The following is a 14,416-nucleotide window of genomic DNA, read 5'->3' on the forward strand; positions in this document are numbered from 1 at the left end:
GCTCACCGACCCCCGCCGGACCAGCCGGCGTCGTCCTCCTCGGCGCTGTCGAAGTAGTCGGTCGCCACCGGTGGCTCGCCCGGCAGGGCACCGTCGACCGTGGCGTACCGGTCCTCCTCCTCGCCCGGCGCGCCGCGCAGCATCGCCAGAGTGCCGGGCAGGTCGTCCGGCTGGACCAGCACCTCGCGCGCCTTCGAGCCCTCGGACGGGCCGACGATCTCGCGCGACTCCAGCAGGTCCATGAGCCGGCCCGCCTTGGCGAACCCGACCCGCAGCTTGCGCTGCAGCATCGACGTCGAGCCGAACTGCGTGGTCACGACCAGCTCGGCGGCCTGCAGCAGCAGGTCGAGGTCGTCGCCGATGTCCTCGTCCACCTGCTTCTTCACGGCGGCGACCGTGACGTCCTGGCGGTACACCGGCTTGAGCTGCTTCTTCACGTGCTCGACGACCGCGTGGATCTCCGACTCCGACACCCAGGCACCCTGCGTGCGCATCGGCTTGGCCGCGCCCATCGGCAGGAACAGCGCGTCACCCTGCCCGATGAGCTTCTCAGCGCCGGGCTGGTCGAGCACGACACGGGAGTCCGTCAGGCTGCTCGTCGCGAACGCGAGGCGGGACGGCACGTTGGCCTTGATGAGCCCGGTGACGACGTCGACGCTCGGGCGCTGCGTGGCGAGCACCAGGTGGATGCCGGCCGCGCGGGCGAGCTGCGTGATGCGCTGGATCGATGCCTCGACGTCGCGCGGCGCGACCATCATCAGGTCGGCCAGCTCGTCGACGACCACCAGCAGGTACGGGTACGTCGCGATCTTGCGCTCCGAGCCCGGCAGCGGCTTGACCTTGCCCGCCCGGACCGCGGTGTTGAAGTCGTCGATGTGCTTGAACCCGAAGTTGGCGAGGTCGTCGTACCGCGCCTCCATCTCGCGCACCACCCACTCGAGGGCCTCGGCGGCCTTCTTTGGGTTGGTGATGATCGGCGTGATGAGGTGCGGGATGCCCTCGTAGACGGTGAGCTCGACCCGCTTGGGGTCGACCAGCACCATGCGCACCTCGTCGGGCGTCGCGCGCATGAGGATGGAGACGATCATCGAGTTGACGAAGCTCGACTTGCCCGCGCCGGTCGCGCCCGCCACGAGGAGGTGGGGCATCTTGGCCAGGTTGGCCGTGACGTAGCCGCCCTCGACGTCCTTGCCGACGCCGATGACCATCGGGTGCTCGGTGCGCTTGGCCGCGCTGGACCGCAGCACGTCGCCCAGCGAGACCGTCTCGCGGTCGGTGTTCGGGATCTCGATGCCGATCGCGGACTTGCCGGGGATGGGCGACAGGATGCGGACGTCCGCGCTGGCCACCGCGTAGGCGATGTTCTTGCTCAGCGCCGTGACCCGCTCGACCTTGACCGACCGGCCGAGCTCGACCTCGTACCGCGTGACCGTCGGGCCGCGCGTGAACCCCGTGACCTGCGCGTCGATCTCGAACGCCTCGAGCACGGAGGTCAGCGACTCGACCACGCGGTCGTTGGCCGCCGAGCGCACCTTGTGCGGCGCGCCCTTGGCCAGCGCGTCCTCGGCCGGGAGCGTGTAGAGCACGTCGCCGCCGAGCATCGGCTGCTCGCCGCGCGGGACGGGAGTCGTCTCCGGCGCGACGAGCGGGGTCTTGGCCACGACGGTCGTCGGCACCGTGTCCGGCGCCGCGTCGCGCGCCAGCTGCGCCTCCGCCTCGGCCTCGGCTGCCGCGACGATGGCCGCGCGGGCGAACGCCTCGTCGCCGTCGTACCCGTCGAGCCGGGTGTCCTCGGGCTCGTCGACCTCCTCGGCCCGCTTGCGCCGCCGCGCGAGCAGCCCGCGCTTCGCCGGCGGCGCCTCGATCTCGGGGACGGCCGTGTGCAGGGCGTTGATCACGAGGGGCGCGTCGTCGTCGGCCTCGGTCGCCTCGGCCGGTTCCCGGTGGTTCCCCGTGAGCCTGTCGTAGACCCCGCGCAACCGCGGGATCACCTGGTGGACCGGCGTCGCGGTGACGACGAGGACGCCGAAGAACGCGAGCAGGAGCAGCAGTGCGACGGCCACGCCGGGCGTGAGCAGGCTGGCCAGCGGGGTGCCGACGAGGAACCCGACCATCCCGCCGGCGTCGCGCAGCGCCGCGAAGTCGTCGGTGCCGGGCAGGCCTGCGCCGATCTGCACGAGCCCGCAGACCGCGAGGGTGATCGCGCCGAGCCCGATGACGATGCGCCCGTTGGCCTCGACGCGCTCCGGGTGCCGCATGAGCCGGATGGCCAGCCCGAGCAGGACAAGGGGGACGACGACGCCGACCTTGCCGAACGTGCCGGCGACGACGTTGTGCACGACGGTCCCGGCGGTGCCGGACAGGTCCCACCACTCGCGGGCCGCGATGACGATCGCGAGACCCAGGAGCGTGAACGCGAGCCCGTCCCGCCGGTGCGAGGGGTCGAGGTCCCGGGCCCCCCGGCCGACGCGGCGCGCGGTGCCGCCGACCAGGTGCGCCGTGCCCATGAAGACGCCCTTGACCATGCGGACCGGCAGCGCCTGGCGCGGTGGCGGCGGGGCCGGCTTGCGACCCTGCGGTCGGGACGAGCCGGTCGACTTGCCGGAGGCGCGCGACGTCGCCGGCGCACCTGAGCGGGCGCGAGGGGTGGACGTACGAGTCGCCATGGTCCTCAAAGTAGCCGGGGCCGACGGCGAGACGGGCGCGCCCGAGCGCGTGTCGGCCGCGCGTTCACCCGAGCAGCAGGCCGACGCCCAGAGTCACGACCCCCGCGGCGAGCAGCACGGCCCCCACGCCGAGCAGCGCGACGGCCCGGTTCGGCCGCTCGCGACCCCGTCCCATGGCCGAGAAGAAGAAGCCGGCCGACATGACGATCGCCGCGAGGAGCACCCCCGTCTGCGCGAGCCAGCGCCAGAATCCGGACAGCGAGGTGGCCTCCCCGAGGAGCAGGCAGACCAGCCCCAGCGTGACCAGGACGCCGGCGTGCGCGTGACCGGCGCGGTAGAAGCTCTTCTGGAAGTCGGTGGCCTGCTCCCTGCCGGTCGCGACGCGCAGCAGGAACGCGCCCCCGGACTCGATCGCGACCACCGTGAGGGCGACCACCCCGGCGGTCACCCGGGCGGCGTCGGTCAGCTCGATCATGGCTCCTCCTCGTTTACGAACGTTGTTATAGAACCCTGTTCGCAAACCTCCGTCAACCCCTAGACTCGCCGGATGGCCCGTCCCCGCGTGCACGACGACGCCCTGCGCGTGCGCCTGCTCGAGGAGGCATCGGCCCTCGTCGCGACCGGCGGAGCCCAAGCCCTGACGGTCCGCGACCTGGCGGCCCGCGCGGGCACGTCGGCGTCCGCCGTCTACTCGCTGTTCGGCAGCCGCGACGACCTCGTGCGGGCCGTGGGCGACGAGGCCTTCGCGCGCTTCGCCGCCCGCCTCGCGACCGTCCCCCAGACGTCCGACGCCGCCGCCGACCTGCTCGGGCTCGGCCTCGCGTACCGCCGGCACGCGCTGGACGACCCACACTTCTACCGTGTGATGTTCGGCGCGGCGGGTGCGGGCCTGCAGGACGGGACGCGCGGCCCCGCCACCGCGAGCGCGACGTTCGGCGTCCTGCGCGACGCCGTCGCGCGCGTCCTGGGCGTGGGGGCCGGGGCCGCGCAGGAGCCGGCGCTCGGGTTGTGGGCGCTCGTGCACGGGCTCGTCGAGCTCGAGCTCGACGGTCTCCTGCCGGACGGGGCCTCCGACCGGTACGCGCGCGTGCTGCGGGCTGCGGGACCGGGCATCCTGGGCGGCTGACCTGCCGGTGTCGGTGGCCCGTGCCACGGTGGAGCCATGTCCGTGACCCGCCGCCAGGTGCTCCGGTACCGCGTGCACGTGCAGCAGCTCGACCGGCCGGCCAGCAGCCGGCGGGGGCCCGACGACGCCGCGATCCTCGATCTCGGTGTGCAGGACACCGGTCCCGACGGCGCGCTCTGGGCGCTCGCGGTGCGCGGGGTCCCGGTGCGGGCGCACGAGTGGCCGCGCGAGCTGGCGCTGGCGTGGACCGTCCGCGCGGCCCCGCACGCCTACCGTCGCACCGACCTGAAGGCCGTCGAGAAGGCCCTGCGGCCGTACTCCGAGGCTGACGCCGCTTCGCGCGTGCTCAACGCCGCGCAGTCGCTCCGGGCGGCGGACATCTCGTCGGTCGAGGGCCTGGCGACGACCGCGCGCACGATGCGGACGGTCGTCGACGAGCCGATGGACAAGGGCACGGTGTCCACGCGGATGACCGCCGAGATGACCGAGCCGTACCTGCGCTGGTGCCCCGGCTGCGGCGCCACTCACATGTACGAGATGCCGTTCCGGCTGGCCGCGCTCCACGCCGGCCTGGAGCTGGAGCCGTACACCTCTCCCCCGGTGTTGCGCCGCATCCCGCGCTGGCCCGCCGGGCAGGTGGGCGTGCTCGATCGACCGTCGACCGCGGACGACGGCACCGTCGACCTGCTCCGCGGGCTCCTGCACTTCCTCGGTCCCCTGACGCCGAAGCAGGCCGCGGGCTTCCTCGACTCGCCGCTCCGGGACGTGCAGGCCCGGTGGCCCGACGACGCGGTCGACGTCGAGCTCGACGGGCACGCGGCCGGGCTGCTGGAGGCCGATGTCGCCGCCCTCGAGGATCCCGCCGACGAGCCGGTCGTGCGGCTGCTCGGTCCGTACGACCTGTTCCTGCAGGGCCGCGATCGCGACCTCCTGGTACCGGAGAAGGTCCACCACAAGGCGCTCTGGCCCAGCATCGGGCGGCCCGGCGCGGTCCTGGCGGACGCCGAGCTCATCGGCACGTGGCGGCCGCGCGCAAAGGGGCGGACCCTCGGGCTCGAGCTCGACGAGTGGGTGCCGTGGTCGGCGCGCACGAGGAAGGCGGTCGAGGCTGAGCACGAGCGTCTTGCGGAGTTCCGCGGCCTGACGCCGGGCTGAGCCGGCCGCTACAGCTCGGTCGGCACCCCGCGTTCCAGGACGACCAGGCGGTCGCGCCGACCCCCGGCCTCGAAGCGCGCCTCCACCGCGGCCAGCGGGTCGACGAAGTGCGCCCAGTCGCTGTGGTGCACGGGGACGATGCGCGCGCCCGGGAGCAGGTCGGCGGCTGCGCTCGCCCGCGCGGCGTCGAGCGTGAGCGGCTCGTCCCCGAACCGGCCGACGTTCGCGCCGCCGACGAACAGCACGGCGATCCCGATCCCCGGAACGCGGCGGGCGATCGCGTCGACCACGTCGAGCGACGCGTTGTCGCCCGACACGTAGATGGTCGGCCACGCCTCGGCCGCGAGGACGAACCCCGTGACGACCCCGCTCAGCGGCTCGGCGCCCTCCGGTCCGTGCCGCGCGGGGACGGCCGTGACGGTCACCACGCCGACCGTCACCTCCTCCCACGGCGCCAGGCCCCGGACGCCGTCGAGCCGGCTCGCGGCGTCGGGCGTCGAGAGCACCGTCGGCACCGACGCGAGCAGAGCGCGCCCGGCGTGGTCGAGGTTGTCGGCGTGCTGGTCGTGCGAGAGCAGCACGACGTCGACGGGACCGAGCTCCGCGAGCGGCACGGCCGGTCCCACCAGCTTGTGCAGGGTCGCCCCGGTGCCCGGGTACTCGCCGGGCGGGTCGAAGGTCGGGTCCGTGAGGAACGTGAGACCGGCGTACGCGAGCCGGAGCGTGGGTCCGCCGACGAAGGTGGCGGTGGGCGTCGAGGTCATCACGCCAGCGTGGGCCCTCGGTGGAGCCGGGACCAGTGGCCCGCTGGACAGCGTTCGCTAGGATCGGGCCATGCACGAGGTCGCCGTCGTCGCGTTCCCCGGGATCAGCCCGTTCCACCTCTCGGTGCCGTCCACGGTCTTCGCCGCGCGGTCCCGCAGCGCCCCCACGCCGCGCTACCGCGTCACGGTGTGCGCGGAGGAGCCGGGCCCGATCAGCACGGACGCGGGCTACGACCTTTCGGTCGTCCGAGGGCTCGACGCGCTGACCGAGGCGCAGACCGTGGTGATCCCGAGCTGGCACGTGACCCGTGAGCCGTCGGCCGCGCTGCTCGCCGCCGTCCGCGCCGCCCACGAGCGTGGCGCGCGCGTGATCGGCCTCTGCCTGGGGTCGTTCGTCGTGGCCGCGGCGGGGCTGGTCGACGGCCGTGAGGTGGCGACGCACTGGTCGGCGGCGCCCGAGCTGGCGCGCCGGCACCCGTCGGCGGACGTGCGGTCGGACGTGCTGTGGTGCGACCTCGGCGACGTCGTCACCTCCGCCGGAGTCGCCGCCGCGCTCGACTGCTGCCTGCACGTCGTCCGCAGCGACCACGGCGCCGCGTTCGCCGCGGACGTGGCGCGCGCCCTGGTGCTCGCGCCGCACCGCGACGGCAGCCAGGCGCAGTACATCCCCGCGCCCGTCGCGCCCGAGCCGTCCGCCGACCCCGTGGAGGTCGCGATGGGCTGGGCCTCCGCCCGCCTCGACGAGCCGCTCGACCTCGACAGATGGGCCGGGAGCGTGCACCTCTCGCGCCGGACCTTCACGCGCCGCTTCCGCGCCCGCACCGGCGCGAGCCCGTCGCAGTGGCTCCTGCGGCAGCGGCTCGTGCGCGCCCGCGTGCTGCTGGAGTCCACCGACGCGCCGGTCGAGCAGGTGGCCGCCTCGGCCGGGTTCGGCTCGTCGGCCGCCCTGCGCCAGCACTTCGCGCGCGAGTTCCGCACCAGCCCTCGCCAGCACCGGGCCGCGTTCCGGACGAGCCCCTGAGAGTGTCGGCGGTCGGTCCTACGGTGTCCCCATGAGTCTTCTGCGCGCGGCCCGATGAGCCGCCGGGGCTGGCTGCTGCTCCTGGCCGTCGGCGTCATCTGGGGCATCCCCTACCTGCTGATCAAGATCGCGGTCACCGAGGTCACGCCCGTCACGGTCGTCTTCGTCCGGACGGCCCTCGGCGCCCTGCTCCTGCTGCCGTTCGCGGTCCGCGGCGGTGGGCTGCGCACGCTCCGGGGTCACTGGCCGTCCGTGCTCGGGTTCGCGGTGCTCGAGATCGTGCTGCCGTGGATCCTGCTGTCGAACGCCGAGCGCACCCTGTCCAGCTCGACCACGGGTCTGCTGGTGGCCACGGTGCCCATCGCCGCCGTCGTCCTGGGCCGGCTCGTCGGGGACCGGAAGCCCGTGGCGGTCGTGCGGTGGATCGGGCTGCTCGTCGGCCTCGGCGGCGTGGCCCTGCTGCTCGGCCCGGGCGCGGCGGGAGGCGACCCGTGGGCGGTCGCGCAGGTGCTGCTCGCGGCGCTGGGCTACGCGTCGGCGCCGATCATCGCCGACCGCGGCCTCCGGGACGTCCCGGCGATCCCCCTCACCGCTACGTGCCTCGCCCTCACGGCCCTGGTCTACGCCCCGTTCGTCGCGTTCGGCGGCCCCCAGCCCTGGCCCCAGCTCGACGCGGTCCTCGCGCTCGTCGGGCTCGGCGCCCTCTGCACCGCCCTGGCGTTCGTGCTGTTCTTCCGGCTGATCCTCGAGGTCGGCGCGGCCCGCTCGACGCTCGTCGCGTACCTCAACCCCGTGGTGGCCGTCGCGCTCGGCGCGCTCGTGCTCGACGAGGCCATCACGGTGACGGTGCTGGCGGCGACCGCGCTCATCCTGCTCGGCTCCGCGGCGGCCTCGCGTCGCCCGCGCGACACCGACGACGGACCGGCTGCTGACGCCGTGGCACCCACCGGCGGGGTCACCGTCGAGGATGCCCTCGCCACCGACGGCGACGCGCGCGCCACCCCGAGCTGACCGGGGACGACGACGGCCCCGACCCGCGAGCGGGACGGGGCCGTGCGGTCGGGCCGGTCAGGCCTCGACGACGACCGGGATGATCATCGGGCGGCGGCGCAGGCGGTTGGACACCCAGCGGCCGACCACGCGACGCATGACCTGCTGCAGGACGTGGCTGTCGGAGTTGCCGTTGCGGGCGGACTCCTCGAGCGCGGCGGTGAGCTCGGGCAGGATGTCGTCGAACACCGCGTCCTGCTCGGCGAACCCGCGCGCGTGGATCTGCGGGCCGGCCAGCACCTTGCCGTCGGCGGAGCTGACCACCGCGAAGATCGAGATGAAGCCCTCCTCGCCCAGGATCCGGCGGTCCTTGAGCTCGACCTCGGTGATCTCGCCGACGCTGGACCCGTCGACGTACACGTAGCCGCAGGGCACCGCGCCGACGATCCGCGCGCGCCCGTCGATCAGGTCGACGACGATGCCGTCCTCGGCCAGGACAACGCGGTCGGCGGGGACGCCGGTCTGCACCGCGAGCGCGGCGTTGGCCACGAGGTGGCGGATCTCGCCGTGCACGGGCATGACGTTGCGCGGCTTGAGGATGTTGTAGCAGTACAGGAGCTCGCCGGCGCTGGCGTGCCCGGAGACGTGCACCTTGGCGTTGCCCGAGTGCACGACGCGCGCGCCCAGCCGGGTCAGGCCGTTGATCACGCGGAAGACGGCGTTCTCGTTCCCGGGGATCAGCGACGACGCCATGATGACGGTGTCGCCGGGGCCGACGGAGACCTTGTGGTCGTTGTTGGCGATGCGGGACAGCGCGGCCATGGGCTCGCCCTGCGAGCCGGTGCACATGAGGACGATCTCGTCGTCGCGGAGCGTGTCGACCTGCTTGAGGTCGATGAGGACGCCGTCCGGGATCTTGAGGTACCCGAGGTCGGACGCGATGCCCATGTTCCGCACCATCGACCGGCCGACCAGCGCGACGCGGCGGTTGTGCGTGTAGGCGGCATCGAGGACCTGCTGCACGCGGTGCACGTGCGACGCGAACGACGCGACGATGATCCGCTTGGTCGAGTCGGCGAACACCTGGTCGAGGACCGGGCCGATCCCCCGCTCGGGCGAGACGAAGCCCGGCACCTCGGCGTTGGTGGAGTCGACCATGAAGAGGTCGACGCCGCGCTCGCCCAGCCGCGCGAAGGCCCGCAGGTCGGTGATCCGGCCGTCGAGCGGCAGCTGGTCCATCTTGAAGTCGCCGGTGTGCAGGACGGTGCCCGCGGACGTGTGCACGGCGACCGCGAGGGCGTCGGGGATCGAGTGGTTCACCGCGATGAACTCGCACTCGAAGCCGCCGAACGTCGCGGTCTGCCCCTCGCGCACCTCGCGCGTCACGGGCTGGATGCGGTGCTCCTTGAGCTTCGCCTCGATGAACGCGAGCGTGAGCTTGGAGCCGACCAGCGGGATGTCGCGGCGCAGGCGCAGCAGATACGGGACGGCACCGATGTGGTCCTCGTGGCCGTGCGTGAGAACGATCGCCTCGATGTCGTCGAGGCGGTCCTTGATGTACTCGAAGTCGGGGAGGATCAGGTCGACGCCGGGCTGGTGGTCCTCGGGGAAGAGGACGCCGCAGTCGATGACGAGCAGACGGCCTGCGTGCTCGAGGACGGCCATGTTGCGGCCGACCTCTCCGAGGCCACCCAGTGCGACGACTCGCAGGGCACCGTCGGCCAGGGCCGGCGGCAGGGTGAGCTCGGGGTGCGGGTGACTCATGGGGCTCCTGGTGGGATCAGTTGCGGTCAGCCGACGTCAGATCGAGCAGCCCGGCGGCCCGCAGGCCGTCGCGGATCAGCGCGAGCTCGTCGTCGGACGCGGGGACGAGCGGGAGGCGCACCGAGCGCTCGGGCAGCACGCCCAGCACCTGGAGCGCGGCCTTCGCGGCGACGGCCTGGAAGCCGGCGCCGTTGAGTGCATCGATCGCGGGTGCGATCGAGAGGAAGAGGCGGAGCGCGTCGGCGTGGTCGCCGGCGTCGAACGCGCGGCCGATCGCGGCGAGCTGGTCGCCGGCGACGTGCCCGGAGACGCTCACGATGCCCGCGGCGCCGTGCGCGAGGAGCGCGAGGAAGGCGCTGTCGTCGCCCGAGTACCAGGCGAGCCCCGTGCCGGCGATCGCCTTGGCGGCGCCGTACAGGTCTCCGCTGGCGTCCTTCATGGCGACGACGCGGTCGTGCTGCGCGAGCGCCTCGACGGTCGCCGGGGCGAACCGGACGCCCGTGCGGCCCGGGACGTCGTAGAGCATGACCGGCAGCGGCGTCGCGTCGGCGACGGCCTCGACGTGCCGCCGGACGCCCTCCTGCGACGGTCGCGAGTAGTACGGGCTGACGACGAGCAGGCCGTGCGCACCGGCCTCGGCCGCCTGCTCGGCCATGCGCACGGCGTGCGCGGTGTCGTTGGACCCGGCGCCGGCGATGATCCAGGCGCGGTCGCCCACGGCCTCGACCACGGCCTGCACGAGCTCGGCCTTCTCGGGCGCGTGCGTGGTGGAGGCCTCGCCGGTCGTGCCGTTGAGCACCAGACCGTCGTTGCCGTGGTCCACGAGGTGCCGGGCGAGCTGCACGGCGCCGGCCACGTCGACCGCACCGTCCGCCGTGAACGGCGTGACCATCGCGGTGAGCACAGTCCCGAACGGGCGAGCGGACGAGGAGGTGCGCGGCATGGGGCCACGGTACCGCCCCGGCCGCCCCGGCCGTCCTTCCGATCCGTGCCTCAGACGCGCAGGTAGGACTCGAAGCGGTACCGCGTGCCGCCCGCGGACGACACGTGCCAGCCGTGGTCGGGGTCGGCACCACTGCGTCGCCACGTCCCCGCGTCGAGCACGGGCGCACGGGTGTCGCCGTCGATGTCGAGCGAGACGACGGTGATCTCGACGCGGTCCGCCTGAGGCAGGAGGGCGTCGTAGACGACTCCCCCGCCGATGACCCAGGCGTCGCGGTCCCCGACGAGCCGGAGCGCCTCGTCGATCCCGTGCGCCACCAGCGCGCCGGCCGCCTCGAACCCCGGGCTCCGGGTCAGCACGATGTTGTCCCGGCCCGGCAGCGGCCGGAACCGTGGGGGCAGCGACTGCCAGGTGGCCCGCCCCATGATCACCGGGTGGCCGCGCGTGAGCTCGCGGAAGTGCGCCATGTCCTCCGGGACGTGCCAGGGCAGGGTGCCGTCGCGCCCGATGACGCCGGTCGGCGTCTGGGCCCAGACGAGCGCCAGGCTCACACGGCCACCGGGGCCTTGATGGCCGGGTGGTACTGGTAGTCGAGCACCTCGACGTCGTCGAACGTGTAGTCGAACAAGGAATCGGCCTTGCGGAGCCGGAGCGTCGGCGCGGGGTACGGCGCGCGGGTCAGCTGCTCGCGCACCTGGTCGACGTGGTTGTCGTAGATGTGGCAGTCGCCGCCGGTCCACACGAAGTCGCCCACCTCGAGCCCCACCTGCTGGGCGACCATGTGCGTGAGCAGCGCGTAGGAGGCGATGTTGAACGGCACCCCGAGGAAGAGGTCCGCCGACCGCTGGTACAGCTGGCAGCTCAAGCGGCCGTCCGCCACGTAGAACTGGAAGAACGCGTGGCACGGCGCGAGCGCCATCGACGGGATGTCGGCGACGTTCCAGGCCGAGACGATGTGCCGGCGCGAGTCGGGGTCGCGGCGCAGGTTGGCCAGCAGCTCCGTGATCTGGTCGATGTGGCCGCCGTCGGGCGTCGGCCAGCTGCGCCACTGCACGCCGTAGACGGGCCCGAGCTCGCCGTCGGGACCGGCCCACTCGTCCCAGATGGTCACGTTGTTCTCGTGCAGGTAGGCCACGTTCGACTCGCCGCGCAGGAACCAGAGCAGCTCGTGGACGATCGAGCGCAGGTGCACGCGCTTCGTCGTGACCAGGGGGAATCCCGCCGACAGGTCGAACCGCATCTGGTGGCCGAACACGCTGCGGGTGCCGGTGCCGGTGCGGTCCGCCTTCGGGGTGCCCGTCTCCAGGACGAGCCGGAGGAGGTCCTCGTAGGGGCTGGCCACGCGCGCGTCCGTCATGGTGGTCATCGTAGGTCGCGGTGCCGACGAGCCGCGGACACGTCGCTCAGTGCGTCGGCGGCTCCGGCGAGTGATACTCACCGGTATGACGCCGTCGTCCCTGCCCCCCACCGTCGCCGCCCACGTGCCCACCGGGGTGCTCATCGACGGGGCCTGGCGCTCCGCGAGCACCGGCCGCACGTTCGAGGTCGCGGACCCCGCGACAACCGAGACGCTGTTCGACGTCGCCGACGCCGGCGAGCAGGACGCCCTCGACGCCCTCACCGCGGCGGACTCCGCCTTTCCCGAGTGGCGCGCGACCGCCCCGCGCGTGCGGGCCGAGCTGCTGCGAGCCGTCTACGAGACCCTGACCGCGCGCACGGAGGACATCGCCTCGCTGGTCACGGCCGAGGGCGGCAAGCCGCTCGCCGAGTCCCGCGCCGAGGTGGCCTACGGAGCCGACTACGTGCGGTGGTACTCCGAGCAGGCGGTCCGGTTCGAGGGCCTCGCCCGCCGCGCGCCCTCCGGTGCGAACCACCAGCTCGTGCTGCGCCGACCGGTCGGGCCGGCGCTGCTCATCACGCCGTGGAACTTTCCGATCGCCATGATCGCCCGCAAGGTCGCCCCGGCGCTCGCCGCGGGCTGCACGGTCGTCATCAAGCCCGCCCAGCTCACGCCGCTGACCACCGCGTACGTCGCGGAGATCATCCGCGAGGAGCTCGAGGGCCGCGGTCTGCCCACCGGGGTCATCAACGTGGTCCCGTCGGCGTCGGCGCGCTCGATCTCCGGGCCCCTGCTGGCGGACCCGCGGCTGCGCAAGCTGTCGTTCACGGGCTCCACCGAGGTGGGCGCCGCGCTGCTCAAGGCATCGGCCGACAACATCCTGCGCACGTCCATGGAGCTCGGCGGCAACGCCCCGTTCCTGGTGTTCGAGGACGCCGACGTCCCCGCGGCGGTGCAGGGCGCCGTGCAGGCCAAGATGCGCAACGCCGGGCAGACCTGCGTCGCCGCCAACCGCTTCCTCGTGCACGCGTCCGTGGCCGAGGAGTTCACCGCCGGCCTGACCGCGGCGTTCGACAAGCTCGTCGTCGGGCACGGCGCGGACGAGGGCACGACGGTCGGGCCGCTCATCGAGAAGTCCGCCGTGGACCGCGTCGAGGAGGTCGTCGCCGAGGCCGTCGACGGCGGCGCGCGGGTCCGGATCGGCGGCGACCGGCCGGACCGGCCCGGCTACTTCTACGCACCGACCGTGCTCGACCGCGTCTCGGCGGACCTGCGGGTCATCACCGAGGAGACGTTCGGCCCGGTGGCCCCCGTGGTGACGTTCGGCTCCGAGGAGGAGGGCGTCGCGCTGGCCAACTCCACCCCGTTCGGCCTGGTCGCCTACGCGTACACACGCGACATCGCCCGCGCGATGCGCCTGGCGGAGTCCGTCGAGACCGGCATGCTCGGCATCAACCGCGGACTGGTGTCCGACGCGAGCGCGCCGTTCGGCGGCGTGAAGTCGTCGGGCCTGGGCCGCGAGGGCGGCGAGGCCGGCATCGAGGAGTATCTCGACAGCGTGTACGTGGCGATCTGACCCGCGCCCCCTGTGCCACAGTTGCCCGCGTGACGCAGGACGCCGAGGGACGGGCCGCCATCCGGCAGGCCGTCTCGGTCGCGCTGGCCACCGGCCTGTACGGGATCTCGTTCGGCGCGCTCGCCGTGGCCGCAGGCCTCTCGGTGCCGCAGGCGATGGCGCTGAGCCTGCTCATGTTCTCCGGCGGCTCGCAGTTCGCGTTCATCGGCGTCGTCGGCGCCGCCGGGCTGGCCGGCGCCGCGATCGCGACCGCCGGACTGCTCGGTGTCCGCAACGGGCTCTACGGTCCGCAGGTGGCACCGCTGATCGACGCCCACGGCTGGCGCCGACCCGTCGCCGCGCACCTGACCATCGACGAGTCGACCGCCGTGGCGACGGTCCACAAGGCGCCCCACGCCGCCCGGCTGGGCTTCTGGTGGACCGGCGTGGGCGTCTTCGTGCTCTGGAACCTGTTCACCCTCGCGGGTGCCCTCGTGGGCGACCGCCTGGGCGACCCCCGCAAGTACGGTCTCGACGCCGCCGCGGCCGCCGCGTTCCTCGCGCTCGTGTGGCCCCGGATCACCGGCCCGGGGACCGGGCTCGCGCGGCTCGTCGCCGGGGGCGCGGTCGTCGTCGCCCTGGCCCTCACGCCGGTCGCCCCCGCCGGCATCCCGGTGCTGCTCGCCGCGGGCGTCGCCATCGTGGCCGGGTTCGTCGTGAAGACCCCGGAACCCGCGGCATGAGCAGCGCCCTCACCTGGGTCGCGCTGCTCGTCGCCAGCGCCGTGTGCTTCGCGCTCAAGCTGGCGGGCCACCTCGTGCCCAAGCACTGGCTGGCCGAGCCGCGCGTCGCCCGGACCGCGGCGCTGGTCACGGTCGCGCTGCTGTCGGCCCTCGTGGCGGTGCAGGCCGCCACGCGCGGCAACGAGATCGTGCTCGACGCCCGGCTCCCCGCGCTCGTCGTCGCCGCCATCGCACTCGTCCTGCGGGCGCCGTTCGTCGTCGTCGTGCTCCTCGCCGCCGTCACGGCGGCCGTGCTGCGGGCACTCGGCATGCCGTAGCGGGCACCATTCGCGCCCCCCGCCCGTTGGGGG

At 73.8% G+C, this 14,416-nt stretch carries 14 protein-coding genes; 7 read left to right on the forward strand and 7 right to left on the reverse strand.

The annotated features are described in order from the left end of the window. Positions 1-2: 2 nt before the first annotated feature. Entirely contained in the window at positions 3-2,666 is a 2,664-nt protein-coding gene (locus AC1DT4_RS10300; protein ID WP_477089694.1) for a DNA translocase FtsK, read from the reverse strand. A 64-nt stretch (positions 2,667-2,730) separates the two neighbouring features. Then, positions 2,731-3,141, reverse strand: coding sequence for a hypothetical protein (locus tag AC1DT4_RS10305; RefSeq protein ID WP_477089695.1), 411 nt, complete (start codon positions 3,139-3,141; stop codon positions 2,731-2,733). Between the two features lie 72 nt (positions 3,142-3,213). Here AC1DT4_RS10305 and AC1DT4_RS10310 point away from each other — a divergent pair, with 72 nt between their 5' ends. Further along, entirely contained in the window at positions 3,214-3,792 is a 579-nt protein-coding gene (locus tag AC1DT4_RS10310) for a TetR/AcrR family transcriptional regulator (protein WP_477089696.1), read from the forward strand. A 36-nt stretch (positions 3,793-3,828) separates the two neighbouring features. Continuing rightward, positions 3,829-4,947, forward strand: coding sequence for a DNA glycosylase AlkZ-like family protein (locus AC1DT4_RS10315; RefSeq protein WP_477089697.1), 1,119 nt, complete (start codon positions 3,829-3,831; stop codon positions 4,945-4,947). A gap of 8 nt (positions 4,948-4,955) precedes the next feature. Here AC1DT4_RS10315 and AC1DT4_RS10320 read toward each other — a convergent pair whose 3' ends face one another. Beyond that, positions 4,956-5,711, reverse strand: a complete 756-nt coding sequence (locus AC1DT4_RS10320) for an MBL fold metallo-hydrolase (protein ID WP_477089698.1) — start codon at positions 5,709-5,711, stop codon at positions 4,956-4,958. A 70-nt stretch (positions 5,712-5,781) separates the two neighbouring features. Here AC1DT4_RS10320 and AC1DT4_RS10325 point away from each other — a divergent pair, with 70 nt between their 5' ends. Then, complete coding sequence (locus AC1DT4_RS10325) at positions 5,782-6,732, forward strand: GlxA family transcriptional regulator (RefSeq protein WP_477089699.1); 951 nt, start codon at positions 5,782-5,784, stop codon at positions 6,730-6,732. A gap of 54 nt (positions 6,733-6,786) precedes the next feature. Next, positions 6,787-7,743 (forward strand): DMT family transporter, encoded by a 957-nt coding sequence (locus AC1DT4_RS10330; protein WP_477089700.1) that lies wholly within the window; start codon positions 6,787-6,789, stop codon positions 7,741-7,743. 57 nt (positions 7,744-7,800) lie between these two features. Here the strand turns inward: AC1DT4_RS10330 and AC1DT4_RS10335 are convergent, their stop codons facing one another. From AC1DT4_RS10335 to AC1DT4_RS10350, 4 genes are read right to left on the reverse strand one after another with little or no spacing between them, the layout of a single operon-like run. After that, complete coding sequence (locus tag AC1DT4_RS10335; protein WP_477089701.1) at positions 7,801-9,486, reverse strand: ribonuclease J; 1,686 nt, start codon at positions 9,484-9,486, stop codon at positions 7,801-7,803. Between the two features lie 16 nt (positions 9,487-9,502). Continuing rightward, positions 9,503-10,429 (reverse strand): 4-hydroxy-tetrahydrodipicolinate synthase, encoded by a 927-nt coding sequence (gene dapA / locus AC1DT4_RS10340; RefSeq protein WP_477089702.1) that lies wholly within the window; start codon positions 10,427-10,429, stop codon positions 9,503-9,505. A gap of 50 nt (positions 10,430-10,479) precedes the next feature. Further along, entirely contained in the window at positions 10,480-10,980 is a 501-nt protein-coding gene (locus tag AC1DT4_RS10345; protein WP_477089703.1) for a dihydrofolate reductase, read from the reverse strand. Then, positions 10,977-11,795, reverse strand: coding sequence for a thymidylate synthase (locus AC1DT4_RS10350; RefSeq protein WP_477089704.1), 819 nt, complete (start codon positions 11,793-11,795; stop codon positions 10,977-10,979). Before AC1DT4_RS10350 ends, AC1DT4_RS10345 begins: the two co-directional genes overlap by 4 nt. A 76-nt stretch (positions 11,796-11,871) precedes the next feature. Here AC1DT4_RS10350 and AC1DT4_RS10355 point away from each other — a divergent pair, with 76 nt between their 5' ends. Genes AC1DT4_RS10355 through AC1DT4_RS10365 form a run of 3 tightly spaced genes read left to right on the forward strand, consistent with a single transcriptional unit; the run spans position 11,872 to position 14,383 of the window. Next, a complete protein-coding gene (locus AC1DT4_RS10355) occupies positions 11,872-13,344 on the forward strand; it encodes an NAD-dependent succinate-semialdehyde dehydrogenase (RefSeq protein WP_477089705.1) in 1,473 nt (490 codons plus the stop codon). 29 nt (positions 13,345-13,373) lie between these two features. Beyond that, the gene (locus tag AC1DT4_RS10360) at positions 13,374-14,066 is read left to right on the forward strand and encodes an AzlC family ABC transporter permease (RefSeq protein WP_477089706.1); all 693 of its coding nucleotides are present in this window, start codon (positions 13,374-13,376) and stop codon (positions 14,064-14,066) included. Then, a complete protein-coding gene (locus AC1DT4_RS10365; RefSeq protein ID WP_477089707.1) occupies positions 14,063-14,383 on the forward strand; it encodes an AzlD domain-containing protein in 321 nt (106 codons plus the stop codon). Before AC1DT4_RS10360 ends, AC1DT4_RS10365 begins: the two co-directional genes overlap by 4 nt. Positions 14,384-14,416: the final 33 nt, after the last annotated feature.

The sequence above is a fragment of the Cellulomonas sp. P4_D11 genome (assembly GCF_056401915.1).